Consider the following 25,676-nt stretch of genomic DNA (forward strand, 5'->3'; position numbering starts at 1 on the left):
CTACATGTTCAGCCGGATGGCGACGGAGCGTCCATGCGCATCGAGTCCTTCCGCCTTGGCCAGCGTGATCGCCGCCGGCGCCAGCGCCCGCAACTGTTCCGGCCCGAGCTTCAGGATCGAGGTACGCTTGACGAAATCGAGCACCGAAAGCCCGGACGAAAAGCGCGCCGAGCGCGCCGTCGGCAGCACGTGGTTGGAGCCGGCGACATAGTCGCCGATGGCCTCCGGCGTATGCCGGCCGAGAAACACCGCACCGGCATTGCGCATCCGCGCCAGGAAAGGCTCTGGGTCGTCGATGGCAAGCTCGACATGTTCGGCCGCGATGCGGTCGACCAGCGGCAGTGCTGCCTCGATCGTCGGCACCAGGACTATGGCGCCGAAATCGCGCCAACTCGCCGCCGCCGTCGCGGCGCGCGGCAGGTTCTGCAATTGGCGTTCAACCGCCTGTTCGACCGCGTCGCCGAAGGCAGGGTCGTTGGTGATCAGGATCGATTGCGACGACACGTCGTGCTCGGCCTGGGCCAGCAGGTCGGCTGCGATCCAGTCGGGGTCGTTGCTGCCGTCGGCGACGACCAGCACTTCCGAAGGCCCGGCGATCATGTCGATGCCGACCGTGCCGAACACCTGGCGTTTGGCCGCCGCGACATAGGCATTGCCGGGGCCGACGATCTTGGCGACGGGCTTTATCGTCTCGGTGCCATAGGCAAGGGCTGCGATCGCCTGGGCGCCGCCGACGCGGTAGATTTCGGAAACGCCGGCAAGGTCGGCCGCGACCAGCACCAGCGGCGGCACGTCGCCGCCGGAGGCTGGCACCACCATGGCAATGCGCTCGACGCCGGCGACCTTGGCCGGCACGGCGTTCATCAGCACCGAGCTCGGATAGCTCGCCGTGCCGCCCGGCACATAGAGCCCGACGGCCTCGATCGCCGTCCAGCGCGAGCCGAGCTCGACGCCGGCGGCGTCGGTATAGCGATCGTCTTTAGGCAGCTGCCGCTGGTGATGGGAGCGGATGCGCTCGCGGGCGAATTTCAGCGCCTCGACCGTCTGCGGATCGGCTGCATCGTAAGCCTTGGCAATGTCATCCTTGGACACCGCAATGCCGAGCCTTGTCAGGTCGCCGCCGCCGAATTTCTGCGTGTAGGCGACGAGCGCCGCGTCGCCGTCGGCGCGCACCTTGGCGATGATCTCGCGCACCACGGCGTCGACGTCGGCCGAGACTTCCCGCTTGGTCAGCAGGAACGCGGCAAAGCGCTGCTCGAAATCGGCGTCGGACTGGCGAAGCGTGATGGCCATCGGCTCAGGCCCTGTGGACCGGGCGCGACGTCGCTTCCCAGGCACCGCCGACATCGGCAAGCCGCGCCTCGATGCATTCGACATCGAGCATGATGGCGCCGCCTCCCGCAAAGATCAGCTCGACGATGCCGGCCGGCTTGTCTAGCGCGAGAAAGCTGATCGCCAGCAGCGACAGCACCTCGTCCGGTTTGTCGCGGGCAATGCCGCTGGTCTTGGCGGCGAGCACCCGGTCGAAATGCAGCACCGCTTGCCGCCGCTCATTGTGCTGGCGCAAGAAGCCCGATTTCGCCTCCCAGACGAAGCGGTTCATGGTCAGCACGAAGCGCTTGACCGAAGGCAGGTATTCGAGATCGCTGACCTTCATCACGGCATCCTGGACATGCGCCGAGATGATGCTCAGATCCTGATCGTCGAGCGCGACAAGCTTAAGGCCATTCATGCGGAATTCGCACCTGCGAGTTGACTATTCGACCTTCTGTTAGGCGGTCTTTCCGGCTCGTGCAACCGCACCGGAGGTCTTGGCCAGGCAATCGCCCCGGTCAGCGCCGCCCCTCGTCTGCCTGCCGGGACCTTCTCCCCGTATAGGGACGGGAGGAGAGGCTGGCCGCAACCTCGGCACCCTCTCCGCAACGCTGGAGATTGGCGAAATCCTTCGCCAGACGGTCCTTCTCCCGTCCCTATACGGGGAGAAGATGCCGGCAGGCAGATGAGGGGCGGCGCTGACCTGAGCCTGCTATCGTTACCCCGAAATGCGCTCGATCTCCGCGCCGCAGCCGGACAGCTTTTCTTCCAGCCGCTCGAAGCCGCGGTCGAGATGATAGACGCGGTTGACCGTGGTCTCGCCTTCTGCCGCAAGGCCGGCGATGACCAGCGACACCGAGGCGCGAAGGTCGGTTGCCATGACAGGCGCGCCCTTCAGCTTCGCCACGCCGTCGACGATCGCCGTCTGGCCGGACAGCGTGATGTGGGCGCCGAGCCGGGCGAGCTCCTGGACGTGCATGAAGCGGTTTTCGAAGATCGTCTCGGTGATGCGCGACTTACCCTTGGCCATCGTCATCAGGCCCATGAACTGCGCCTGCAGATCGGTCGGGAACGCCGGGAACGGCGCCGTCGTCACGTCGACCGGCGAAATGCCGGCGCCGTTGCGCCTGACGCGGATGCCGGAATTGGTCTGCGTGATCTCAGCACCGGTCTGCGAAATGATGTCCAGCGCCGTCTGCAACAAGTCGGGCCGCGCGCCTTCCAGCACGACGTCGCCGCCGGTCATCGCCACCGCCATCGCATAGGTGCCGGTCTCGATACGGTCGGGGATCACCCTGACGCGGGCGCCCGACAGCGCCTCGACGCCGTCGATGGTGATGGTCGCGGTGCCAGCGCCGGAGATCTTCGCACCCATGGCGTTGAGGCAGTCGGCAAGGTTGACGATCTCGGGCTCGCGGGCTGCGTTTTCGAGCACCGTCTCGCCCTTGGCCAGCGAGGCCGCCATCATCAGCACATGGGTGGCGCCGACCGAGACTTTCGGGAACACGTAGCGGTTGCCGACCAGCCGGCCGTTCCTGGTCTTGGCGATGACATAGCCGGTATCGACGTCGATATCGGCGCCCAGCGCCTCCAGGCCTTCCAGGAAGAGGTCGACCGGCCGCGTGCCGATGGCGCAGCCGCCGGGCAGCGACACCTTGGCCTCGCCCATGCGGGCCAGCAGCGGCCCGATCACCCAGAACGACGCCCGCATCTTCGACACCAGCTCGTAAGGCGCCGTCGTGTCGACGATGTTGCGGGCGGAGAAATTGATGGTGCGCGAATAGCCCTCATGCTGCTTTTCGCGGCGGCCATTGACCGAATAGTCGACGCCGTGATTGCCGAGGATGCGGATCAGCTGCTCGACGTCGGCCAGATGCGGCACGTTTTCCAGCGTCAGCGTGTCGTCGGTCAAAAGCGCGGCGATCATCAGCGGCAGCGCGGCGTTTTTCGCGCCCGAGATCGGGATGCTTCCGGCAAGCTTGTTGCCGCCGACAATTCTGATGCGATCCATGAAGAGCGTCCCCTCGGCCGAAAAGCCGGTTTAAATCGGTTGAGTCAGTTGCGGCCCATCTAGACCATTGGCCGGCTTGGTTCAAGAAACAGGCTATTTCCCCGCGTTGGCCCACGATACCTTGGCCAAAATACCGGCGACCAACATAGCCGATTCGCGTTAATCCTTCTGCTTTGCCGCCTGCAGCCCGTCCGGCCGCTGGTCGGCCCCGCCGGTTCGCCGTGAGCGCGATTGCGCCTTGCGCTTCTGCAGATTGGCACGCAACTGCTCGGCCAGCCGGTCCTTCCGGCCAGCCTTTTTTGGTAGACCATCCTTGTTCGGAGAAATTGTCTTGTCGTTCATCGTCCCGTCCCCGGCCGGCGACCCGCCCGTGCGGATCAAGGGATAGCCAACATTGTGGCATGGCCATGTCCGCAACGATCGCCTGGTGCGGCCTTTCAACCCGTCTTTGTCTTGGCCTTGCGCTTGCCGGTTCGATATGGCAGAAGCCCCGCCATCGGCGGCTGCGGTAGCTCAGTGGTAGAGCACTCCCTTGGTAAGGGAGAGGTCGAGAGTTCAATCCTCTCTCGCAGCACCAGATTTTCGGTCACCGAGGATTTGTGTTGCGCCTGAATTTCATCGCCCTTTGACTCGCCGTGTCTTTGCGGCCTTTAGGGCGCCGGCCCGGCATGCTCCTGGACCCGGCTTGCAGCCGTTCCCGCATCTCGCAATTTTTCGGACGCAGCGCGGCTCCCGGGTCACATGGCGTCGGGCGGTGCAAGAAAACAGTTCTCATGCTCTTCGGTCGGATGAAGGCAAATATGATAATTGCCATCCTGCGACGGAATCTCATCACCATACGGAATGAAGTATCGCTGCTGCCGCGTGATCTTCCGATGATCCCCAGGCCTCAAGATGACAACCCAGCCACTGGGACGAACATGAACCGCCCGCGCTGGGATTCGCTGACACTCACCGTGTTCCGCGTCGCCGTGACAGCAGGCCAGCGGACAGCTCCACCCTGACGGGGCATCATGCGCCCTCGAGGGAACCAAAAACCCTAACGACGAAAAGGCCGCAAGGACGACCGCGGCAGTGGCTCGGCGCCGCGCATTCCCTTTTCCGGTTGCCGCTTCGGCCACATGTTGAAGTGACCATATGCCTGATAATTAGCACTAGCTAATAAAAAGATGCTGGAGCGTCCTCCTATGCAGCCGTTCTTGCGTTCCGCTCCGGCATGCTGACTACCCCGTGTCTCTCCCTCCATTTTGTTGACTTTTGAAATAGTCACAGCTAATATAGAGAAAGCTAATGTTAGGAGAGTAAGCCCCTTTATCTAAACTACTTGAGTTCCCTTCAGAATTAATAGAAGTCAGCGATCAACCGCCCCCCAAGAGTTTAATAAGCTCATGAGGATAGATGGGAGATGCAAGTCCTATCCTTTAGCGCACTGATCGCAGGATTGCTGAAAATTGTGCTGGTCTCTGTCCAGTATATTCACGCAAATCCTCACACGATCGGTCTTTCTCCTCGTGGAATTCGCGAGAAGGTTGCCCTTGAGAATCCGATCAACGAAGTCGATGTCGCAATCGTTCTCGCGGCCGACATGTCCGGCTCTATCAACCAGATAGAGGCAAACCTACAACGCGAGAGCTATGCGGCTGCTTTGGAATCAGCGACCGTGCTTAAGGTGATCAAAGAGGGTATGCACGGCAAGATCGCCGTCACCTTTGTCGAATGGTCGAGCCGCGGCTCCTCGGAAACGAGGGTGAGCTGGACCATTCTTTCTGACGCAAAGGATGCGGCCGTCATCGCTAAGGCACTCCGGAAGAAGTCTGGAAGGCTGCGTTCTGGTCCGCACGGATCGAATACGTCGATCTCATACGCCATCGACGCCTCCGTGGACGCCTTTGACAAACTGCCTGTCCCAACCTTGCGCAGGATCATCGACATTTCAGGTGACGGAGCGAACAACGACGGAACGTCTGTCGATGACAGCCGTCAGAGAGCACTTCGGAAAGCCATCGTGATCAATGGTCTTCCGATAGGCGCCGACGTTGAAAATGGTGAGACGACGACGGAATATTATTCGAGGCACGTGATCGGAGGACCCGGCTCGTTCGTCATTCCCGCCGACAGTGCCGCTTCCTTTCAATCGGCAATAATCAGGAAGTTAATTCGAGAAGTGAGTTCCGCCTCCGGCAAAGCACGTTCTTAGACGGATCCTGCGGTCTGCCCGACGAAGCTCTGAAAATAGTCCAACAGTCGACGGATTGTCGCTGATTGAACGTTACTTAAGAAAGGTTCGAGCGATTTTGGGGGGATCCAAAAATCGGCCAGGCTGATCTCGAAGCAAAACGGTAGCCGACGGCCCCGTTTAGGGTTCGAAGTAGTCTTGCGTGTGTCTGACGTGAGTCCAACGGTCCAGCCGTCCAAAATCGGCCCGCGCATGGCAGCCAGAGCCGTTCAAGCGGTCGCTCGAAAATCCCTTAGGTGCCAAGCATCTCGCCATGCTAGGAAAATGCCAAGGTCGGCGCACCGCTCCGCTCGCATGCGCCATGATGCGTGCGGGGAAAGGCTTCTGGTCTGCCCCTGCTGCAGGCGGCTTAGCAAAGCTTGCAGCCGGGAACAACCACTCAACGACTCGCGTTTCTTGCCAGGGCCCGCTTCTTTTGCAACAGGGCGGCGGGCGTCGAAGGCTCGCAAATGTCGCGCCGGCGTTTCAATAGCACTCGCCTCAGCCCTCACGATTTGGCTATTTGTGAACGCGTGTTTGATCAGGTTTGCGCAGATGAACACATTGACCTTTTAAGCCTGGATGCCGAAGCCTTAGCGGTGATGATTGTCGCAATCTTCCGAAACTTGACTACCAATGAGCGCGAACTGCTGGAGGAAGTTAGGTCTCTTCGTCGCTCAAAAGGCAGAGAGAAGGCGCACTAGCTTTGCGGCGTTCCGAGGTGAATTGGTCTAATCCCGCTTTGGCACAGCCGTTTGGCATCTGAATTGCCCATTGAGAATCGCCAGAGTGTAGCCACCGAGCTTGCGAAGGGGATGGAAATGGGCTTAGCCAAAGACTTATCGGATGTCGCGCTCACATTCGAATGTCCGGATTGCTCGCATCCGGCGGTAAGAAAGGGCTCTGCACTCAGAACAATCGCGCACTTCAAATGCGACGGGTGCAACGCAAAGGTGCGGATCACCTATCCGCAGAAGCTAGCGATTTTTGAAAAGCACACGCTATTGGCCGCAGGCGACCGCCGCCAGCGAGGCCAGGAACACTACGGTGCCCGCAACATCGATCGGGCCGATGCGGCCGAAGTGGCTTCGCGACCTCTGCCGCGTGCAGCGACGCGTGCTTAAGCCTTCCTCATCCGCGCGGCCTTCGCCCTTTTTACGCATGTTGACCGTGAGAATGCCGTCCATCGGAATAATTCGGGCGAAGGGCTCGTTTGTTCCTTAGACGATGCTAAAATATAGCAAAGTGTCCGAATGTCACTTCATGAAGCCCGCCAGACAGGCTGCGGCTTGCTCTGGCCTAACCTCGAAGGGAACCAGGGATGAAAACGGCCGTTTCGACCTCTTTGACAAGACGAAGTGTTGTTGCCGCGCTGGCGCTGGCCGCCGCGTCGACGGCGGTATTGCCTGCCGACAACGCACTCGCCCAGGCCAAGAAAACCACAGCTGAAGAAAGTCTGTATGAGAGGCTGGGGGGTGTGTTCGCCATCGCAGCGGTGATCGATCATTTCAGCGACGCCGTCGTGAAGAACCCGATCGTCGGCAAGAAGTCGAAGAACCCACAATTGCGCAAATGGCACACCAAGAACCTTGAAAGGTTGCCCGGCCTCAAGTTCATGCGCACGCTGTGGGTCTGCGACGTTTCTGGTGGGCCCTTCAAGTTCGTCGCCACCAAGCCCGGCACGACGCCGCTCGGCCTCGAGGAGGCGCATCGCGACCTGCGGATTTCCCCTGCGGAATTCGATGAGGTCGCAGCGGAACTCGGGCGGACCCTGGATCATTTCAAGATTCCGAAGCCTGAGAAAACCGAAGTCTTGGAAGCTTTCGCCGCCCACAAAGACGAGGTCACCGCCGGCAACGTCAAGCGGGGCTGAAGCGCTTATATCGTGCGGGCGGATGCATTCGCATGGCGCCAGCGTCGCCCTGAATGCAGCGCGGCCCTGACCTCGAGATCAGATGGGCCTCGGGACATCGTCGACCCACCTCTACGAACCTTGCAGCTCAAGGTGAGAACGCGGAATTTTCGACAGACGCCAGGGAAGGTTCGGCCTGGACCTCCTCCGTCACGACTTCGAAGCGGGTAAGCCGCGAAAAACCGAAACTGGTTGAGATGGCGACGTCGGTCGCGTCGCGCCCGGTTGCCATCAATATCCGCCCGATGCGCGGGCGGTTGTGGCGAGGATCGAATGTGAACCAGGTGCCGGCGAGATAGGCCTGGAACCAGGCGCTGAAATCCATCGGATACGGCGCCGGGGGTACCCCGATGTCACCGAGATAGCCGGTGCAGTACCGCGCGGGAATATTCATGCAACGGCATAGCGCGATCGCCAAATGGGTAAAGTCACGACAAACGCCGGCCTGGTCGGTGAAGCTGTCGTGAGCCGTCCGCAGCGGGTCGGCTTTCTGGTAGTCGAAGACGATGTGATTGTGAACGAAATCGCAGATCGCCCGGACACGCGCGCATCCAGGCGCGGTATTGCCGAATTTCGCCCAGGCAAAATCTCCAAGACGATCGGTATCGCAGTAGCGGCTGCCGAGAAGAAAGACGAGCACTTCGTCCGGCAGGTCCTTGATCTTGTGCTGCACAGCCTGCTCGGCGACCGCATCGGGCTCGCCGCTATCGTAGATATCGAAGGTGGTTGAGATCGTCGTCAGGCCCGAGGGCGCCTCGATCCTCGTGCAGGCGTTGCCGAAACCGTCGACGTAGCCGCGTGCTTCGACGGGACGATCGAAATCGATGACCTGTTCCGTCAACAGATCGACCCGGCGCGATGGATGGATTTCGAGCGCCAACAGCATCGGCGTTGGCTGCGGACATTCGTAGGTGAGGGTGTAACCTGCGCGGATCCGCATCGACGCTCCGATTGTTGTCATTCAGCAACCGGGCAAACTCCGCGTCGGCCAAACAGTTCCGGGAAAACATCAGCGGATGCTAATTTTCCTACGCACCGATCTCCTTCGCCACATTCACCTCGACGGTCATTGCAAGAAAGCTCGACGCGCTTCCCGAATAACTCCCGGAAAGCGGAATGGCTTGACGAGGATGCCGGGCCACGGCCACCCTGATCAAATCCCGATTGCCGACAATGCCATTGGTGGGGTCGAACTCGACCCAGCCGGCACCCGGCAGGTAGACCTGGCACCAGGCATGCGTCGACCCGCCGCCAAGAACCGTCGCGCTGTCGCGGCTCGGCACATAGACGTAACCAGTCACAAAACGGGCGGCAAAGCCGAGCGAACGAACCGCCTCCATCATGAACAGCGCAAAGTCCCGGCATGTGCCGCGACGCAGGTGCAACGTCATCAGCGGCGGCTGCGTCCCTGGCTCGCTTCGACGGGAATACACAAAGCTCTCGTGGACGGCATAGCAAAGCGTCATCAACAGATTGCCGGTCCCGGTGTGCCCTGCGGCACTGAGGAACTGTCGTGCCCACTTGCCAACCTCGTCACTGTCATCCTCGTATTGACGTTCCATCGTCTGGGAGAGATCTGCGGCTTCGTCGGGATCGTAGGAAAACGGATAGTGAAGCGCAGCTTCGTCGATACGGAAATCGGGCGCATGCTGCGGCGTGTGGTCCAGCCGAATGTCTGTCGCAAAGCGCAGTTCTTTCGCGGGATTCTCGAAATCGATCACCGCCACGCAGTTTCCGAAAACGTCATGGATCCAGCGAACCTCTTTCGGCTCGGGATCGACAGACAAGGCGTGGTCCAGGAGTCTTTGATCGAAGCTGTCGCGCGGTCTGAACATCAGCCGATGCTCGCCGAACCTCACCGGCCGGCTATAGCGATAGACCGTCGTATGCTGGACTGAGAAGATCGGCATCAGTTTTGGTCGACAAGTTTACCTGCGATGTTGGCGCAATCATATAATCTTTTCCACGCTCTTCCGATGGTTCCTACTCGGAACCTGCGCGAACTGTTTCCGCTCTGAGCGACCCTTCCGGCAGCGGCCGCATGAGTTCAGCCTCGGACTTCCTCAGATGGATCCATGCCGCCCAGTCCGATGGCCGCAGCACAACCACTTGCCGATTGTGATACGGCGCGACATCCGGGCTTGGATCGGTCGTCAGCATCGTGAACGTCGGCGGCTTGTTGCCGACAGCCTCGCGCCAAAGCCCGGCAATCGCCATGAACGGATGGCCATTCAGCGTGAACCTGTGCTTGGCTTTCGGATATTTCGTTCCCGTGAATTCGAAGAATGCCGACGCCGGGACAAGGCAGCGTTTGCTGTTCCCGAACTGTCGTCCCTCCGAGCGAAAGTTGAATACAGGTCCGCCTTTTGGTCCGGCCGGAGGAAAGCCGAACGTCATCGACGCCAGTTCGATTGTGTTGCCGGCAGCCCGCATTACAGGCGCGGGGTCGTTGATGTGGATGTCATCCGCCTGCGGCAGATCCAGTTCGGTTTGATGGCTGGGAATATTGAGCGTCAGCAAAGCCATCATCCGGCAATACTCGGCCCAGGCGATGTGCTGCTCGTAGTCATTGCACATTAATATGGCTCCGGACGCTCGATCGAGATCAGTTTCAATATAGCGTTATCGGTTCGCGCCGATTGCTGCCGGATTTGCCCTATTTGGGCCGGCGTGCGGCGGCGATGGCCTGCAACAGATTGATGCTGTTCATGTCGGGTTCGCTGGATGCGGCAACGGCAAGTGCGGCGGCCTCGGCTATTTTCGCGACGTCGTCGCTGCTGATTGTTCCGCGCTTTTCCAGCAGATTTATAAGTTCGACAACGAGAAGAAAGGCGTTCACGCCATATCGTTCGGCTTTGAGCTCGAACTCGCCTCGAGCCAATCTCTCCGCGTCTCCTTCAGCCCGTTTGTCCATCTCGGCGTCCTCTCCTATGGCGACAAGCTGTGAACGCTTAGCACGAATGGTTTAATCCTTCGAACTGGCCGCACCTTTCGCCAGTTGCCGATTGCCGGAGCTTGGCACCGTGTCGCCGGCGGCAAGGGCACGGCTTCAGCCAAGGATGAGACCTGCCAATAGAACCGTAAGGATAAGGGACAGCACGACGGCAAGCAGCCCGCATGCCTCCAAGGTGTTGGTTTGCCAAACTTTCGTCGCGCGCCTCCGGTTTGAATTCCCATTTCGCGAAACAAACTTCATCGGGCACCAGATTGGACGCGGAGCCGGCTTGAATTTGTGTAAGCGCTCGTCTTCATCTGTCCGGAACGGCAGATGCGCCGCGGCATCTCCACGGAACTCCGAAGCACTGCCTGCGCGGCGCCGGCCTGCTTTTCATCGACGCGGGCCATCACCAGAACGACACCCTCTGCGATCTTCGGCTTGCCCGGCTTCTGGGCAAAATTGGCGAAGGTTCCAAGAAGCCCGCCGCCAAAGCCGCCCCACGCCGCACCGACCAGAGCCATGCCGGTCATCCCCGCGGGATCAATGCCCTGAGCTCCAAAAGCGCTAAAACCGGCCAGCAGACCAGCCGTCGCGCCAAGTGCGGCGCCTGCGCCCGCACCTCGCCAGAGAGCGCTCATCTCATCGTTGTAATATCCAGCAACGCTGATCGGTTCATCGTTGTCATTGTAAGATCCGACCACGCTGATCTGCCGGCGACGAATCCCGCCGGCCTGAAGCCTGGCAACAGCACGTGCTGCCTGGGCATGGGAATCGAATAGTCGGCTGATCGTTTGCATTTGCGTCCAAACCCGACGCTCGTTCGGAGCGTCGGGCTTCTCCTCTCTGGCTTGAACTCTTCCGCCCAGACGCATCTTGGTCGCGCCAAAGCTCACTACAACGTGAGCCAGCCGGCTACGTTCCTCAGCCGGGGCTTCGGTCCATTCCTGGAGCGTCTTGCTTGGGACCTAAGTCTGACCAGCTTGGGTGTGCTGAGGCCATGCCGACCGGGCCGCCGGCTCGAAGAGAGGGCTCAGATGCTATCGCAGACCCAAAAAGCTCAAAATAGCGATTACGATCACGATGGCGCCGACCAGCCAGATAATGTTGTTCATGATTGCACTCCTTCGCCTCCGGGCTGGGCGCACGCCGGGGCGAAGCCCGCCACGCAAGTAGAACATTAGATACGGCTAAAGGTTCCTCGCGGGCCTCGCTGTCGAAAGAGCCCACCGCACCAGTCGGCACGGCGGGCGACGCAGAGTTCACCCCGGTGGTGGGCAGCAGACGGCGTTGCGTCCAAGGCTCAGCTGATGCTTCTGGACCAGTTATCTACCTGGCGCTCTGCCTCTTCCTTGGCGATGCCATATCGCTCCTGGATACGCCCCAAGAGCTGGTCTCGGTTGCCCTCGATCCGATCAAGATCATCGTCGGTGAGGTCACCCCACTGCTCCTTCGCCTTGCCCTTGAACTGCGTCCATTTTCCCTTGATTTGATCCCAGTTCATATGTTCCTCCTTTGCTTCCTGGGCCCGCACTGAAGCGGAGCGCGGACCGATCGGCATTTCAATGTCGGTGACGAATGAAGATCAGCGGCCGCTAAAAGTTCCGGTGCCGGCGCAAAAAGCCCGCCGTGCCCGTGCCGGACTGCGAACTGATGTTGATGATGCCCGGAGCTTGATGCTCTCTCGCAGCGCCAACCTATCCCGTTGAAGTCGCCGAGCTTCTCGCTGGTTGGCTTTGGCTGGCGAGCCTCGAAAGGCTGCCCAGCAGCATTGTTCTGTCCTTGCCGATCATCAGCACGCCGCTGTCGGGCGCCAACAGTGCCGAGAACGGCAGCATCGCCGCGCCGATCGGCGAGGCCTCGGGGCCGAATTGTCCAGATACGATTTCCGGCGCCACGATGCCGATGGCGCTGATCCTGTTGAACTGGGTCTGCACCTTTGCCAACAGCTCGAGATGGATCGGCCGCGGCAGGATGCTGTCGAGGACGATCGCCTCGATGTCGATGACGGAGGTGATGGCGATAATCGCCTCGACCAGCGCATTGGCACAATCGTCGATCCATTCGGACAGCGGCTCGCGCGCACCCGGCGGCAAGGGATCGAGTTCGCGCACACGGTTGATTTCGATGCCGCGCGATTTGAGATGATTGACCAGCACATAGATCGAAGCGCGATGCAGCAGGCTCTGGTAGCGCGCCGGCTTGGCCGCCACCGAATCGAGGCTTGAAGGCGAGACCGGCAAAGGACCGAGCGCGGCACTGTTGCCGTGCGGCCCGGTGTGGACCTTGCCGCCTTGCACCAGTCCGCCGCCGACAAAGGTGTCGATCGAAATATGCATGAAGTCGCGGAACCGCGCGCCAGTCCCCTGGATGAGCTCGGCCAGTGCGGCCGATGACGCGTCGTTTTCCACGAAGACCGGGGTCTTCGGCTTTGTGGCGAAGAAAGTCGTCAGATCGATTGCTTCCCACCGGCTACCGAGGTCGTCGGGAAAGCCGAGCTCCTCGCTCCAGCCGCCGAGGAAATATGGCGACGCGATGCCGACGCCGACGATGCTGGCATCGCCAAGCCCCTCGACCAGTTTGTCGAAATTGGCCAGCGACATGTTGCCGGCCTTGAGCACCATGTCGGGATCCGGGAAGCGATATTCGTGCGACTCGCGCGAGCGGACCTCGCCGGCGAAGTCGACGAGCACGGCCTCCAGCGCGCGCCGGCCGATCTTGATGCCGGCGCTGTAGATGCGCTCCGGTGTAAGCCGGTAGAGGGTGGACGGCGATCCGCGTTGCCCGAACCTTTTTCCCACTTGCTTTACGTATCCGGACGACTCCAGCCCGTCGACAATGGTGGCGACCGCGGCCGGCGTCAGATTTGCGGCGCGCGCCAGATCGGACTTGGATGCCTCCTTCAGACGGCGGATGGCATCAAGCACGAAGCGCTCGTTGTAATGCCGAACCTTGACCGAATTGCTGCCTTTTCCGGACAAAACCGGCGCCTCCCCATTCATTCTCGCGGAGCCACTCTGGCCGCCTGCAGCTTTTAGGCTGCTGGGTCGAGCACTCCAGCTGCACCCGTGCGCGACGCGACAGTGCCCTTCGGGGTCATGGAAGTCAATTTTCCAGTTGCGGCGTCAAACCATTTAATATAGCAAATTGAAAAAACAGGACCAGGGAGGAAGGGTGCTGCACTTGGGCGCATTAGGCGAAGCCGATGCCGTGGTGAAGAGCGACGTGGCTGTCCCCGTTGCCCTGGTTCAGGCGACAAAGGCCTTCGGCGGCACGATTGCCCTCAAGGACGCGTCCTTCGAATTGCGCTCAGGCGAGGTGCTGGCTCTGCTTGGCGAAAACGGTGCCGGCAAGAGCACCTGCGTGAAGCTGCTGGCCGGCGTGTACCTCCCTACCGGCGGCCATATCGAAGTCGACGGCAAGCCTGTGGTCTTCCATTCGCCGCACGATGCCCAGGCTGCCGGCATCTCGGTCATGCACCAGCACCCCGGTCTTTTCCCGGATCTTTCGGTGGCGGAAAACATCTATCTCGGCCATATGCCGCGCGATCGCTTCGGCGGCATCGACAACGCTGCCGTGCTTGCCGGCGCGCGCAAGGTGCTGGCGACAGTCGGCCTCGACGTGCCGGCCGAAACCCGGCTCGGAACGTTGCGCACCTCCGAACAGCAACTGGTCGAGATCGCCCGCGCCCTGTCGCTCGACGCGCGGGTGCTGATCATGGACGAGCCGACGGCCGCCCTGTCGCAGCGCGAGGTCGAGCGGCTGTTCACCGTCGTCGCCGACCTGCGGCTGCATGGCGTGGCGATGATGTTCGTCGGCCATCGCATGGACGAGATCTTCCGCATCGCCGACCGCATCGCGGTGCTGCGCGACGGCCGCCTCATTGGCATCAAGCCGAAGGCCGAGCTTGGTCGCGCCGCCGCCATCGGCATGATGGTCGGCCGCGAAGTGACCGACCTCTATCCGGAACGAAACCACGCCACCGGCGCGCTGGTGCTGGAGGCGAGGGGGCTTTCGCATGCCGGCGGCTTTTCCAACATCGACCTCAAGCTCCACGCCGGAGAGGTGCTCGGGCTCGGCGGCCTGGTCGGCAGCGGCCGGACCGAGATCGCGCGCGTGCTGTTCGGCATCGACCAGCCGGATGCCGGCGAAATCCTGATCGACGGCGAGGCCGTGCACTTTGCATCGGCACGCGACGCCATGGATGCGCGCATCGCCTATGTCTCGGAAGATCGCATGGGCCAGAGCCTGGTGATGGACTTTTCGATCCTCGACAACGCGGTGCTGCCCGTGCTCGACAAGGCAGCTCGCTCCGGCTTCTACGGCACGGACCGCGCGATCGATCTGGTTTCGGACTGGCTGAAGCGGATGAAGCTTCGCTTTTCCGGCTACGGGCAGCCGGTAAAGGAACTGTCCGGCGGCAACCAGCAGAAGGTGGTGTTGGCCAAATGGCTGCGCACCGAGCCGCGCGTCCTCATCCTCGACGAGCCGACGCAAGGCATCGATGTCGGCACCAAGGCGGAAGTGCATGCGATGATCGCCGACCTTGCCGCACAGGGCATGGCTATCATCCTGATCTCCTCGGAAATGCCCGAGCTCATCGGCATGTGCGACCGCATCATCGTGCTGCGCGAAGGCCATCGGACGGCCGAATTTGCCAGGGGCGAAGCCACCCAGGAAAAGGTGCTGGAAGCCGCGATGAAGGCCGACAAACGCGCCGACCCGGCAGCGCAGGCCGCCAGCGAAGAGAAAAGAAAAGGACCGCTCGACATACTGAAGCGGCGGGAGTTCGGCCTGCTCGCCGCGATGCTGGCGGTCGCCATCCCGGTCACCATTATCAATCCGCGCATGGTGAGTGCGGCAAACCTGACCGCCGTGTCGATGGATGCAGCCCTGCTGGTAGTTGCAGCACTCGCTCAGATGCTGGTGCTGATCACCCGCAACATCGACCTTTCGATCGCCGCGGTGATCGGCTTGTCGGCTTACATGGCGGCGAGCATGGTCCAGGCCTATCCAGGGCTCGACATCGGCATTGGCCTGATGACCGCATGCGCGGTCGGTGGTGTCGCTGGCCTGATCAACGGCCTTGTCGTTACCAGGGGAAAGATCCCGGCGATCGTCGTCACGCTGGCCTCGATGTCGATCTTCCGCGGCTTCAACTCGATCTGGGCAGCCGGCGACCAGATCAGCGCCGACGAAGTCATGCAAGCCTGGCTCGACATGACCGGCCTGAAGATCGCCGGCGTGCCGCTGATCGTCATTATCGCGATCGTCATCCTGTGCCTGGGTTATGTGCTGCTCTATCGCACCGCCATCGGGCGCGAACTGTTTGCCGCCGGCTCCAATCCCGACGGCGCGCGTCTTATCGGCATCCCCGTCGACCGGCGGATTCTGCTGGCCTTTGGCATGGCCGGCCTGCTCGGCGGCCTGTGCGGTGCGCTGTGGGCATCCCGCTATGCGACCATCGATGCCCGCGTCGCGCTCGGTTTCGAACTCACCGTGATCGCGTCGGCGGTGGTCGGCGGCGTCGCCATCCGCGGTGGTTCGGGCACGCTGCTCGGCATCATCCTCGGCGCGCTCACGCTGCTCGTCATCAAGAACGGGCTGACGCTGGTGCGCGTCGACCCGCTATGGCTGCAGGGCGTCTACGGCCTGGTGATCCTGGTCGCCATCGGCATCGACACGTTCATCGTGCGGCGTGCCGAGCAGGCAAGACAGGCGAGGGCGCGGTGAGAAAGTTCCTCCGTTCGATCGACTTCTGGGATCTGCTGCTGGCGACCTCCTGCGTGGCCATCTTCCTCTACGCGGCGATCTTCGTGCCGAATTTCGTTTCCGGCTTCAATCTCTCGCAACTGGCCGCCAGCGCCTCGGAAAAGGCATTGCTGATCCTGCCGATGACGCTGCTCATCATCACCCGCGAAATCGACCTGTCGATCGCCTCGGTGCTGGCGCTGACGTCCGTCGTCTTTGGCTTGCTGGTCCAGGCCGGCGTGCCGACGCTTGCCGCAATCCCGCTGACGCTCGTCGCCGGCGGCCTGCTCGGCGCTTTCAACGGCTACCTGGTCTCGGGCCTTGGACTGCAGTCGCTGGTGGTGACGCTCGGCACGATGGCGCTCTATCGAGGTATTGGCTACATCCTGCTCGGCACCGGTTCGGTCAACATCCTGCCGCCCGCGGTCGTGGATTTCGGCATCAACAATCTGCCGGGCACCGAGATACCGTGGACCATCGTCCCCTTCCTGGCGCTGGCGCCGGTGTTTGCGGTCGTGCTGCAGAAGACGCCGACCGGCAAGCGCATCTACGCGCTCGGCGGCAGCCCCGAGGTGGCGCGCTATTCCGGCATAAACACGCGCCGGATGGTGCTGAACCTGTTCGTCGTCTCGGGCGTCGTCGCGGCGATAGCCGGCATCGTCTATACCGCGCGCCTGTCCAATGCCCGCGCCAACAATGCGCTCGGCATGGAGCTCGACGTCATCACCATCGTGCTGCTCGGCGGCGTCAGCGTCTTTGGCGGCAAGGGCCGCCTGACCGGCGTCATGCTGGCGTTGGTCCTGATCGCCATCATCCGTAACGTGCTGGCGCTGAACCAGATCGGCGGCGACGCGCAGGGCATGATCATTGGCCTGCTTCTGATCGGCTCGCTGCTGGTCGGCAATTACTGGCGCTCCACACAGGAGCTGCTCAGCAGATCCCGCGCAATGCGCGAGACAAAGGGGTGATCTCGGGCCCCTTCCTTTAAGCCCGAATTTTGACGGAGGAGTCACAATGAAAGCGTTTAGATTAGCCCTGCTCGCATCCGCGGTTCTGCTCGCGCCAACCTCGCTGGCCTTCAGCCAGGAATGCGCCAAGGAACCCGTAACGGTCGGTTTCCTGCCCAAGCTCGACACAGACCCCTACTTCAAAGTGGCTTTTGGAGGCGCACAAGAGGCAGCCAAGGAAATTGGCGGCACCGCTACCCAGGTCGCCCCATCGCAGGCGACCGCCGAGGCGCAAATCGAATTCATCAACAGCCTCGTGTCGCAGAAGGTCGGGGTCATCGCAATTGCCGGCAACGACGCCAATGCCGTCGCGCCGGCGCTGAAGCGCGCCGTTCAGCAGGGCGTCAGGGTGATTTCCTATGACTCCGATGTGGCCGCCGATGCTCGCGCGGCATTTGTCAATCAGGTCAAGGGCGACAGCCTCGCAGAAATGATGCTGGAAAGTGCATTCGCCCTCAGCGGCGGTGAAGGCGAATTCGCGATCCTGTCGTCGACGCCGACGGCGACCAACCAGAACGCCTGGATCGACTTCATGAAGGCGAAGATGGCCGCCGAGCCGAAGTTCTCCAAAATGAAGCTGGTGCAGGTGGCCTATGGCGAAGAAAGTGAACAAATCAACCAGCAGCAGGCGCTGGCGCTGGTCCAGGCGTTTCCCGATCTCAAGGTGATCATCGTCCCGGCAGGCATCGGCCTTCCGGCGGCCGCGCGTGCGCTCGAGGAGGCGGGCATGATCGGCAAGGTCAAGCTGACCGGCCTCGCGCCGGCTACTCTGATCTCGAAATACATCAAGGACGGGGCGGCCCAGGATATCTGGTGGAACGTCACCGATCTTGGCTATCTTACCTACCAGACGGCCCAGGCGCTTGCGCAGTGCAAGATCACCGGAAAGGAGGGTGAGAAGTTCACGGCAGGCAGGCTCGGCGAATACACGATTGGCGCCAGCGGCGAACTGATCCTTGGTCCGGCCAAGATCGTTACCCCTGAAAATCTGGCCGAGTTCAAGTTCTGATCCTTAAGAGCTCGAACTCTGGCGGGGGCGCCGGTCCATCCGGCGCCCTTCCTGAACCTCTCGAATCAAAACAGTGCGGGGGCGGCAATGAAGATATTGCTTGCAGGCGAAACCTTTGCGGCGACGACGTCGGTCGCCATCGGTAGCGATGTGCTTACAAGTGCGACCTCGACAAATGGCGCGACGGCCTTCAATGCCGCGCTGGCCGATGAGCGCATCGCGGTCACGCAGATCGGCGGCGAGCGTTGCGGCGCGGAGTTTCCCTATGACCTCGATGCGCTCGCCCAATATCGGGCGGTGGTGATCTCCGACGTCGGCGCCCTGACATTGCTGGTGACGCCGGATGCCCGCGCCGGGCGTGTCGGCGTCAACCGCCTCGATGTGCTCAAGGCCTATGTCGAACGTGGGGGCGGGCTGATGCTGGCCGGCGGCTATATGGGTTTTCAGGGCATGTTCGGGACGGCGCGTTTCCACGACACCCCGGTCGAGGACGTGCTGCCGGTCCGTTGCCTCCCCTACAGCGACGGCATGGAGGTCCCGCAAGGCCTGCAGACCTCCATCCTGCAGTCATCCCACCCGATTTTTTCCGGGGTGGAGGGGCCGTTGCCGCCGATCCTCGGCATGAACAAGCTGGAATTCAGGCACGACGGTTCGTCCCGGCTTCTGGCGACCTGCCACCACCGCGGCACCGACTGGCCGCTCCTTGCCGTCGGTAGCCATGGCCGCGGCCGCACGATTGCCTGGGCAACAGATATCGGCCCGCATTGGCTCTCGCAGAATTTCCTCGGATGGCCGTTCTACGGAAAACTGATGGCGAACATGGTCCGTTGGCTCGCCGGCAATGAATGAGAAAGCTGGACACCAGGTTTGACCGATGCAGTTCGCCTGCCGGCGCGGCCGATGCCGCGCGAGGCGCCGGTGACAGGCACCACCTTGCCGGCCAAGTCGAATTTCGGCGTGAACTCATTTGTCATGCGATTCCACCTTGTTCTTCAAATCGGACCGGCTGCCGTGCCGAACCGAATAGGCTCGCGTGAATTCGGCGCCCAGCAGAAATATCTCGGCCGAATAGTAGACCCACAACAGCACGACGAGCAGGGCGCCGGCCGCGCCGTACGACGATGCGAAAGCGCTGGTTCCGATATACCAGCCAATCAGCGACTTGCCGATGGTGAACAGAAACCCGGTGACGACGGCGCCAAGGCCGACATCGCGCCATTGCAGACTGCGGTCGGGCAGCACCTTGTAGATCGCGGCAAACAGCAGCGCGATCAGGGCAAACGAGACAATCCCGTTGACCGCGCTCAGGATGATGGTGCCGAACGGCAGATAGGCGTTGATGACGTCTCCGAGCGCCGAAATCGCGGCGCTTACAACCAAGGACACCAGGAGCAGGAAACCGAGAGCGGCGACCAGGCCCAGGCTTGCAATGCGTGCCCGCACCAGCCGTGAGATCGTTGCTGCCCTCGGTTTGACTTTCCAGATTTCGTTCAGCGCCAGCTGCATTTCGCCGAACACGCCGGATGCGGCGACGAACAGCGTGACCAGCCCCAGAATGCTGGCAAGGGTTCCCGCTTCCTTCTGCGAAGCGTTTTCGATCGTCGCCTGCAGCAGCTCGGCACTTTGCGGTCCCATCAGGCCGGCGATCTGTGCCGAAAGGGCGAGTTGTGCCGCCTCGTGCCCGAAGGCCATGCCGGCGATAGCGACGACGATCAGCAGGATCGGCGCAAGCGAGGTCGTGGCATAAAAAGCTATCGCCGCCCCATGGCTCAGCGCATTGTCATCGATGAAGCCGAGGACGCTCTGCTTGAGGAGCCTCCAGCTCTCTGCTGCCAAATTCCACATGTGGGCCTCGCATGCTGTCAACAAACAAGTAGCGGCGGCGCAGCGCTGGGCGAGGGAGGGGCGCGAAGATCGCAACGGAGCGGCACGACAGGCCACGACAAGAACACCTCTTGCCCGAACACTTGCCAAGCGCCGGCCATCATGATGCCATGGCGCTGTGGAAGATTGCACGCTGGGTTGGGGTGGGCGATGTTGTTTCCAGGTGCAACAGGGCGCATAGGCGTGGCGTTTGCCGCGCTGCTTTTGTGCGCGCTGGTTCCTGCTCGGGGCGAGGAGCCGAAGGCGCTAAAAGGCGTCGCGCTCGTCATCGGGCAGTCCGACTATGAGCATGTCGGCAAGCTGCCCAATGCGGAAAACGACGCCCGCGCCATCGAGGAGATGTTCGACAGGCTCGGCTTCGAAACCGATGTCGCGACCAATCGCGACGCACGCAAATTGCGGCGCGACCTCGAAGGCTTCGTCGACGATGCCGAGGGTGCCGACGTCGCCATTATCTACTATTCCGGCCACGGCATCGAAGCCGGTGGCGAGAATTTCCTGGTGCCCGTCGATGCCGACATTGCGGCGCTCGAGGATGCCGGCGAGAAGCTGGTCCCGCTGTCGTCGATCGTGGCCGAACTGAAGGCCAAGGTGCCGGTCACCATCGTGCTGCTCGATGCCTGCCGCAACGACCCGTTTCCGCCGGGCACGCTTTTGAAACTCAAGCCGGGTGAAGCGGGCAAGCCGATCGGCGCCGGCGGCCTCGGCGAAACGCGCAGCGTCGTGGCGCTGAACGACAGCGCGCCGGCCAAGGGTTCGGCCGACGACAGCGGTTCTGGCAACGACAGCTTGGGCCAAGTCATCGGCTTTGCCGCCGAGCCCGGCAAGGTGGCGCTCGACGGTCCCGCCGACGGCAACAGCCCCTACGCGGCAGCCATATTGCGTCACATCGACACGATGGGCGGCGAGGAATTCGGCACTGTGCTGCGCATGGTCGGCCAGGAGGTCTATCTCAAGACCGGCGGCCGGCAGCGGCCCTGGGTCAATGAGAGCCTGCGCCGGCTGCTCTATTTCGGCACGCCCGCCGAGGTGCCGAAAGGCGAGGAGGGCGAGATCCTCACAGAGCGCCGCCGGCTGCTGCTGACGATCTCGACGCTGCCCGACCCGCAACGCCGCCAGATCGAGACGATCGCCCGCGACGGCGGCGTACCGATGGACGCGCTCTACGCCATGCTGAAGACGCTGGGCACCGAGACACCCAGGGATGCAGCCGAACTCGACACATTGCTGCGCGGCCAGACCGAGCGGCTGAAACAGGTACTGGCCGAGCAGGCGACGCTGAAGAGCCAGGATCCGGAAATCGTCCGGCTTTCAAAACTGGCCGAACAAGCGGTGCAGGAAGGCGCGCTGGAAGCAGCGCAGAAAATCCATGAACAGGCCAAGGCCCGCGTTGGCGAACTGTCGAAGACCGTCGACCAGGCTGAAGCCGACCTCAAGGCGCGTCGTTTCGAGTTTGCCGAGGTTTTCGGCGACAGCGCCAAAACCTACGAAATCTCCTTCAGCTATCGGGCGGCAGCCCAGGACTATGCCAAGGCCTATGAGCAGGTCGAGAAATGGGACGACCATGAAGCCTGGTTCTACAAGGCAGCCGAGGCCCAGGCGCTCTCCGCGCATGGTTCTTTCTCGGGCGACAACGCCTTTCTGGTGCAGGCGGTCGCTGCCTATGAAAAGGCGCTGACCTATGTGTCGCGCGAAAACAGCCCGCGGCAATGGGCGGCCACGCAAAACAATCTCGCCACCACACTGTCGACGCTGGGCGAGCGCGAGGCCGGCCGCGAAGACCTCGACAAAGCGGCAGCCGCCTTCGATCAGGCGCTGAGCGTCTACACGCGCGACGCCAATCCGGACGACTGGGCCTCGACGCTAGGCAATCTCGGCACCGTCTATTGGCGGCTCGGCCAGCGCGAGAACGGCACGACGTTGCTCGACAATGCCGTTGCCTCGTTCCGCGCGGCGCTCGAGGTGCAAGTGTCGAAAAAGCTGCCGCTCGAATGGGCGGCGACTGAGAATAATCTCGGCATCGTGCTCTCCGAACTGGGTGAGCGCCAAGCCACCAGCGACAGCTTTCGCGCCGCCATCGAAGCGCATCGCGCCGCGCTGACCGAATACCGCAGGGAGCGCGGGCCGCTCGACTGGGCGTTGAGCCAGGTCAATCTCGGCGCGGCCTTGTTCCGCCTCGGGGAGCGTGAACAAGACGTACCGACGCTTGAGCAGGCCGTTGCCGCCTATCAGGCGGCGACGGAGGAAATGACGCGCGAGCGCGCGCCGGCGCAATGGGCGACGATCCAGAACAATTTGAGTTCGGCGCTGGAATCGATCGGCCAGATCAATGGCGACATTGCTACGCTTCAGCGTGCTCGGGAGGCGGCAGAGGCCGCACTGACGGTGTGGACGCGCGACCATGCGCCGGCCAGCTGGGCAAACGGCCAGTTGACGCTTGGCAATGCCTTGCAGCGTCTCGGCGCCAGGCAGGCCGGCAATGACGCGCTGCTCAAGGCGGTCGCTGCCTATGAGGCCGCACTTTCTGAATATCCGCGCGAAAAGCTGCCGCTCGACTGGGCTTCGTTGAACCAGAATCTGGGCTCGGTCTATGCGACGCTTGGCGATCGGGACACCGGCATCGACTATCTCCGGAAGTCGGCGTCCGCCTATCGCGAGGCCTCGCAGGTCTATACCGTCGCCGCCGCGCCGCTCGAATTCGCCTCAATAGAGCACAGTCTCGGCAACTCGCTGTCGACCTGGGGCGACCGTGCTCGCGACAAAGCGGTCCTTGAAGAAGCGGTCGCCGCCTATGATGCAGCGCTCACCGTGCGAACCAAGGAGAGCGCCCCGAAGGACTGGGCGAAGACGCAGTACCGGCTGGGCGCAGCACTTTCCATGCTCGGCAAGGCCGATGGCGGTTCGGACGAGGCGCTCCAGCGCTCGGCGGTGGCCTATCGCGCGGCGCTCGAAATGCAGAGCCGTGACAGCGACCCCGACGCTTGGGCGGCAACGCAATGGGGTCTCGGCCATGTGCTCCTGGTTCTGGGCGACCGCACGCAGGACGGCGAAGCGTTCAACCAGTCGGCGACGGCGCTTGAAGCGGCGCTGCCCTTCTACGACCTCGCCACGGTGCCGGAAGATCACGCCCAGCTGCAGAACGAACTCGGCAGCGCCTATTACTACCTTGCCGGCAGCGCCAATGACCCGTCGCTCTACCAGAAGGCGGCGGCCGCGCATGAAAAGGCACTGGCCGTCTATGCCACGCTGCCCGACCGCTCGCTCTGGGCTTCGGTCGAAGGCGACCTCGGCAATGTCCGCATGATGCAGGCAAACGCCAGTTCCGACCCGGACGCCATGGCCAAGTCTGTCCAGGCCTATGAGGCGGCACTGACAGTGATAAGCCGCGACAGGGATGCCGACGAATGGCTGCGCAACCAGACCAATCTGGCCACCGCGCTTTCGACGCTGGGCTACTGGCGCGACGACGTTGCCCTGCTGAAGCGTTCGGCCGGCATCTATCGTTCGATCCAGAGCGTGCGCACGCGCGACCGCGCCCCCGAACGTTGGGCCAGCACGCAGGCAAGCCTGGCCAATGTGCTTGGCATGATCGGTGCGAAAGAGCCTTCGCCGGCTTTGTTCCACGAGGCGGTCGCCGTCAATCGGGCGTTGGCAGACCAGGTCGACCGCGACCGCGACCCCGAGCGCTGGGCGAGCCTGCAAAACGAGATCGGCTATCAGCTGACGCTCGCCGGCCGCGCCGAAAACGACGTCGCCAAAATCGAGGAGGCGGTGCCGATCCTGCGCGAGGCCATCGCCGTGCAGAAGAAGATCGGTTCGGTGCCGGGCATTGCGTTCACCGAGGACAGCCTGTGCGACGTGCTTACCGATCTGGGTGCTGCTCGCAAGCAGAAGGCAATGGCCGAGGAAGCGATAGCCGCCTGCCAGCATGCGCTCGTCATCTTTCGGGATGGCAAGATGGACGACCTTGCCGCCGGCTCCGCAAAGAACCTTGCCGAGGCACAAGCGTTGCTGGCCGAATTGCAATAGCGCACAGGAAAAGGTGGCCGCGACCGGTTTCGATTGGCAAAGGGTTGCCGTTCCCTGCTATTCCCGCTTCAAATCAAAAAAGCAGTGGACGTTTTCAGCATGACCAATGTCGCCTTGACTGGGCTTGCCCGGGATCTTGCCAAGCGCGCGGCGGAAGGCCGCCCGGTGCGCATCGGTGTCATCGGGTCGGGCGAGATGGGCACCGACCTGGTGACACAAGGCATGCTGATGCCGGGCATTTCGGTTTGCGCTATTTCGACCCGCCGGCCGCATACAGCGCGTGACGCCATCCGCATCGCCTATGGCGACGAGGCAATGGCAGCCGAAGCGGACAGCGCTTCGAAGGTCAGCCAAGCGATCGAGAGCGGCAAGATCGCAATCACCTCGAACGAGATGCTGGTCACCAATCCGCTCATCGATGTTGTCATCGATGCCACCGGCAAGCCCGGCGTCGCCGCCGATTTCGACCTGATGGCGATGCAGCACGGCAAGCATCTGGTGATGATGAATGTCGAGGCCGACGTCACTATTGGCTGCTACCTCAAGCAGCAGGCCGACCGGCTCGGCGTCGTCTATTCGGTCGGTGCCGGCGACGAACCGTCGAGCTGCATGGAGCTGATCGAGTTCGCCTCGGCGCTCGGCTACACCATCGTCTCCGCCGGCAAGGGCAAGAACAACCCTCTCAACCACGACGCCGTTCCCGACGACTACCGGGAGGAAGCGCTGCGCCGCAACATGAATCCGCGCATGCTGGTCGAGTTCGTCGACGGCTCGAAAACCATGGTCGAGATGTGCGCCATCGCCAACGCCACTGGGCTGGTACCCGACGTTCCCGGCATGCACGGCCCCAAGGCCGACCGTGACGAGTTGGTCAAGGTGCTGATCCCGCGCGAGCAGGGCGGCATCCTGTCGAAGAAGGGCGTTGTCGACTATACCGTCGGCAAGGGCGTGGCGCCCGGTGTCTTCGTCATCGTCGAGGCGACTCATCCGCGGATCATCGAGCGCATGGACGATCTGCATATCGGCCACGGCCCCTATTACAGCTTCTTCAGGCCCTACCATCTGACCTCGCTGGAAGTGCCGCTGACGGCCGCCCGTATCGCGCTTTACGGCAAGCCCGACATGGTGCCGCTGCCGAGGCCGGTGGCCGAGGTCTGCGCCGTGGCCAAGCGCGATCTGGCGGCAGGCGAGACGTTCGACGCGATCGGCGAGACCTGCTACCGCTCCTGGACCATGACCGTCGAGGAGGCTCGCGCCCACCACGCCGTGCCCGTCGGCCTGCTCGAAGGCGGCAAGGTGCTGAAACCGGTGAGGAAAGGCGAATTGCTCACCGCCGACAATGCCGCGCCCGACCCGACGACCAGGCTATTCGCCTTGCGCCGGCTGCAGGACGAGATGCTGTATGGGGCGGGTTAGGTGCGGTGCAGAAACTTTGACGTCGGCGGGACAGCGCCCCTCTCTGTCCTGCCGGACATCTCCCCCACATGGGGGGAGATCGGACGTCACGCCGGCTTTCGCCAATCTCCAACATCGCAGTTCGTGAGCGGAGCGCCCAAACTGCCAATCTCCCCCCTTGTGGGGGAGATGTCCGGCAGGACAGAGGGGGGCG

Annotated in this window: 21 protein-coding genes and 1 tRNA gene; 9 read left to right on the plus strand and 13 right to left on the minus strand. The window is 62.4% G+C overall.

What is annotated here, in order from left to right:
• The 4 genes from hisD to NKH05_RS18095 form a co-directional block, all read right to left on the minus strand.
• Window positions 1-1,293, minus strand: coding sequence for a histidinol dehydrogenase (gene hisD / locus NKH05_RS18080; RefSeq protein ID WP_023719443.1), 1,293 nt, complete (start codon window positions 1,291-1,293; stop codon window positions 1-3).
• Window positions 1,294-1,297: 4 nt separating this feature from the next.
• Window positions 1,298-1,732 carry a DUF2948 family protein gene (locus tag NKH05_RS18085; protein WP_023719442.1) on the minus strand — a complete coding sequence of 145 codons (435 nt, stop codon included), beginning with the start codon at window positions 1,730-1,732 and terminating at the stop codon, window positions 1,298-1,300.
• 300 nt (window positions 1,733-2,032) lie between these two features.
• Window positions 2,033-3,325: a UDP-N-acetylglucosamine 1-carboxyvinyltransferase gene (gene murA / locus NKH05_RS18090; protein WP_352592367.1), complete on the minus strand. Its 1,293-nt coding sequence runs from the start codon at window positions 3,323-3,325 to the stop codon at window positions 2,033-2,035.
• 159 nt (window positions 3,326-3,484) lie between these two features.
• Window positions 3,485-3,667, minus strand: coding sequence for a hypothetical protein (locus NKH05_RS18095; RefSeq protein ID WP_023719440.1), 183 nt, complete (start codon window positions 3,665-3,667; stop codon window positions 3,485-3,487).
• Window positions 3,668-3,827: 160 nt separating this feature from the next.
• On the opposite strand from NKH05_RS18095, the gene NKH05_RS18100 reads away from it, so the two are divergent.
• Window positions 3,828-3,902, plus strand: a tRNA-Thr gene (locus NKH05_RS18100).
• An 828-nt stretch (window positions 3,903-4,730) separates the two neighbouring features.
• Window positions 4,731-5,522, plus strand: coding sequence for a DUF1194 domain-containing protein (locus NKH05_RS18105; protein WP_352493809.1), 792 nt, complete (start codon window positions 4,731-4,733; stop codon window positions 5,520-5,522).
• Between the two features lie 1,019 nt (window positions 5,523-6,541).
• Here the strand turns inward: NKH05_RS18105 and NKH05_RS18110 are convergent.
• Window positions 6,542-6,727, minus strand: coding sequence for a hypothetical protein (locus tag NKH05_RS18110; protein WP_352482421.1), 186 nt, complete (start codon window positions 6,725-6,727; stop codon window positions 6,542-6,544).
• Window positions 6,728-6,861: 134 nt separating this feature from the next.
• On the opposite strand from NKH05_RS18110, the gene NKH05_RS18115 reads away from it, so the two are divergent.
• Window positions 6,862-7,413 carry a group I truncated hemoglobin gene (locus tag NKH05_RS18115; protein ID WP_352716925.1) on the plus strand — a complete coding sequence of 184 codons (552 nt, stop codon included), beginning with the start codon at window positions 6,862-6,864 and terminating at the stop codon, window positions 7,411-7,413.
• A 127-nt stretch (window positions 7,414-7,540) separates the two neighbouring features.
• Here NKH05_RS18115 and NKH05_RS18120 read toward each other — a convergent pair whose 3' ends face one another.
• From NKH05_RS18120 to NKH05_RS18150, 7 genes are all read right to left on the minus strand, one after another.
• Window positions 7,541-8,392, minus strand: coding sequence for a transglutaminase-like domain-containing protein (locus tag NKH05_RS18120; RefSeq protein ID WP_353025831.1), 852 nt, complete (start codon window positions 8,390-8,392; stop codon window positions 7,541-7,543).
• Window positions 8,393-8,480: 88 nt separating this feature from the next.
• Window positions 8,481-9,362 carry a transglutaminase family protein gene (locus tag NKH05_RS18125; protein ID WP_352962442.1) on the minus strand — a complete coding sequence of 294 codons (882 nt, stop codon included), beginning with the start codon at window positions 9,360-9,362 and terminating at the stop codon, window positions 8,481-8,483.
• Window positions 9,363-9,435: 73 nt separating this feature from the next.
• Window positions 9,436-10,029 (minus strand): SOS response-associated peptidase, encoded by a 594-nt coding sequence (locus NKH05_RS18130; RefSeq protein ID WP_023719432.1) that lies wholly within the window; start codon window positions 10,027-10,029, stop codon window positions 9,436-9,438.
• 79 nt (window positions 10,030-10,108) lie between these two features.
• Complete coding sequence (locus NKH05_RS18135) at window positions 10,109-10,366, minus strand: hypothetical protein (protein WP_023719431.1); 258 nt, start codon at window positions 10,364-10,366, stop codon at window positions 10,109-10,111.
• A gap of 278 nt (window positions 10,367-10,644) precedes the next feature.
• Window positions 10,645-11,187 carry a hypothetical protein gene (locus NKH05_RS18140; protein WP_023719430.1) on the minus strand — a complete coding sequence of 181 codons (543 nt, stop codon included), beginning with the start codon at window positions 11,185-11,187 and terminating at the stop codon, window positions 10,645-10,647.
• Window positions 11,188-11,690: 503 nt separating this feature from the next.
• On the minus strand, window positions 11,691-11,891 hold the full coding sequence (locus tag NKH05_RS18145; protein WP_023719429.1) for a CsbD family protein: 201 nt from the start codon (window positions 11,889-11,891) through the stop codon (window positions 11,691-11,693).
• 193 nt (window positions 11,892-12,084) lie between these two features.
• Complete coding sequence (locus tag NKH05_RS18150; RefSeq protein ID WP_353025833.1) at window positions 12,085-13,368, minus strand: ROK family transcriptional regulator; 1,284 nt, start codon at window positions 13,366-13,368, stop codon at window positions 12,085-12,087.
• A gap of 193 nt (window positions 13,369-13,561) precedes the next feature.
• Here NKH05_RS18150 and NKH05_RS18155 point away from each other — a divergent pair, with 193 nt between their 5' ends.
• From NKH05_RS18155 to NKH05_RS18170, 4 genes are all read left to right on the plus strand, one after another.
• Entirely contained in the window at window positions 13,562-16,120 is a 2,559-nt protein-coding gene (locus NKH05_RS18155) for an ATP-binding cassette domain-containing protein (protein WP_502913238.1), read from the plus strand.
• On the plus strand, window positions 16,117-17,106 hold the full coding sequence (locus NKH05_RS18160; RefSeq protein WP_023719426.1) for an ABC transporter permease: 990 nt from the start codon (window positions 16,117-16,119) through the stop codon (window positions 17,104-17,106). The genes NKH05_RS18155 and NKH05_RS18160 overlap by 4 nt, the downstream gene beginning before the upstream one ends.
• A 46-nt stretch (window positions 17,107-17,152) precedes the next feature.
• Window positions 17,153-18,154 carry a rhamnose ABC transporter substrate-binding protein gene (locus NKH05_RS18165; protein ID WP_352547863.1) on the plus strand — a complete coding sequence of 334 codons (1,002 nt, stop codon included), beginning with the start codon at window positions 17,153-17,155 and terminating at the stop codon, window positions 18,152-18,154.
• 87 nt (window positions 18,155-18,241) lie between these two features.
• Window positions 18,242-19,003 carry a glutamine amidotransferase gene (locus NKH05_RS18170; protein WP_352860784.1) on the plus strand — a complete coding sequence of 254 codons (762 nt, stop codon included), beginning with the start codon at window positions 18,242-18,244 and terminating at the stop codon, window positions 19,001-19,003.
• Window positions 19,004-19,117: 114 nt separating this feature from the next.
• Here the strand turns inward: NKH05_RS18170 and NKH05_RS18175 are convergent, their stop codons facing one another.
• On the minus strand, window positions 19,118-19,999 hold the full coding sequence (locus NKH05_RS18175) for a YihY/virulence factor BrkB family protein (protein ID WP_352493821.1): 882 nt from the start codon (window positions 19,997-19,999) through the stop codon (window positions 19,118-19,120).
• Window positions 20,000-20,221: 222 nt separating this feature from the next.
• Between NKH05_RS18175 and NKH05_RS18180 the strand changes: the two genes are divergently transcribed.
• Window positions 20,222-24,067, plus strand: a complete 3,846-nt coding sequence (locus NKH05_RS18180; RefSeq protein ID WP_353025835.1) for a caspase family protein — start codon at window positions 20,222-20,224, stop codon at window positions 24,065-24,067.
• A gap of 99 nt (window positions 24,068-24,166) precedes the next feature.
• On the plus strand, window positions 24,167-25,483 hold the full coding sequence (locus tag NKH05_RS18185; RefSeq protein WP_352493823.1) for an NAD(P)H-dependent oxidoreductase: 1,317 nt from the start codon (window positions 24,167-24,169) through the stop codon (window positions 25,481-25,483).
• Window positions 25,484-25,676 lie beyond the last annotated feature (193 nt).

This window comes from Mesorhizobium sp. M1399 (assembly GCF_040317735.1).
Classification (GTDB): domain Bacteria; phylum Pseudomonadota; class Alphaproteobacteria; order Rhizobiales; family Rhizobiaceae; genus Mesorhizobium.

What these genes read in the sequence shown, in the direction of transcription:
- NKH05_RS18130 (WP_023719432.1), bottom strand. Translation starts at nt 10,029, where the DNA reads ATGTGCAATGACTACGAGCAGCACATCGCCTGGGCCGAGTATTGCCGG.
- NKH05_RS18125 (WP_352962442.1), bottom strand. Translation starts at nt 9,362, where the DNA reads ATGCCGATCTTCTCAGTCCAGCATACGACGGTCTATCGCTATAGCCGG.
- hisD (WP_023719443.1), bottom strand. Translation starts at nt 1,293, where the DNA reads ATGGCCATCACGCTTCGCCAGTCCGACGCCGATTTCGAGCAGCGCTTT.
- NKH05_RS18135 (WP_023719431.1), bottom strand. Translation starts at nt 10,366, where the DNA reads ATGGACAAACGGGCTGAAGGAGACGCGGAGAGATTGGCTCGAGGCGAG.
- NKH05_RS18110 (WP_352482421.1), bottom strand. Translation starts at nt 6,727, where the DNA reads ATGGACGGCATTCTCACGGTCAACATGCGTAAAAAGGGCGAAGGCCGC.
- NKH05_RS18175 (WP_352493821.1), bottom strand. Translation starts at nt 19,999, where the DNA reads ATGTGGAATTTGGCAGCAGAGAGCTGGAGGCTCCTCAAGCAGAGCGTC.
- NKH05_RS18095 (WP_023719440.1), bottom strand. Translation starts at nt 3,667, where the DNA reads ATGAACGACAAGACAATTTCTCCGAACAAGGATGGTCTACCAAAAAAG.
- NKH05_RS18145 (WP_023719429.1), bottom strand. Translation starts at nt 11,891, where the DNA reads ATGAACTGGGATCAAATCAAGGGAAAATGGACGCAGTTCAAGGGCAAG.
- NKH05_RS18170 (WP_352860784.1), top strand. Translation starts at nt 18,242, where the DNA reads ATGAAGATATTGCTTGCAGGCGAAACCTTTGCGGCGACGACGTCGGTC.
- NKH05_RS18185 (WP_352493823.1), top strand. Translation starts at nt 24,167, where the DNA reads ATGACCAATGTCGCCTTGACTGGGCTTGCCCGGGATCTTGCCAAGCGC.
- NKH05_RS18105 (WP_352493809.1), top strand. Translation starts at nt 4,731, where the DNA reads ATGCAAGTCCTATCCTTTAGCGCACTGATCGCAGGATTGCTGAAAATT.
- NKH05_RS18140 (WP_023719430.1), bottom strand. Translation starts at nt 11,187, where the DNA reads ATGCAAACGATCAGCCGACTATTCGATTCCCATGCCCAGGCAGCACGT.
- NKH05_RS18085 (WP_023719442.1), bottom strand. Translation starts at nt 1,732, where the DNA reads ATGAATGGCCTTAAGCTTGTCGCGCTCGACGATCAGGATCTGAGCATC.
- murA (WP_352592367.1), bottom strand. Translation starts at nt 3,325, where the DNA reads ATGGATCGCATCAGAATTGTCGGCGGCAACAAGCTTGCCGGAAGCATC.
- NKH05_RS18165 (WP_352547863.1), top strand. Translation starts at nt 17,153, where the DNA reads ATGAAAGCGTTTAGATTAGCCCTGCTCGCATCCGCGGTTCTGCTCGCG.
- NKH05_RS18120 (WP_353025831.1), bottom strand. Translation starts at nt 8,392, where the DNA reads ATGCGGATCCGCGCAGGTTACACCCTCACCTACGAATGTCCGCAGCCA.
- NKH05_RS18115 (WP_352716925.1), top strand. Translation starts at nt 6,862, where the DNA reads ATGAAAACGGCCGTTTCGACCTCTTTGACAAGACGAAGTGTTGTTGCC.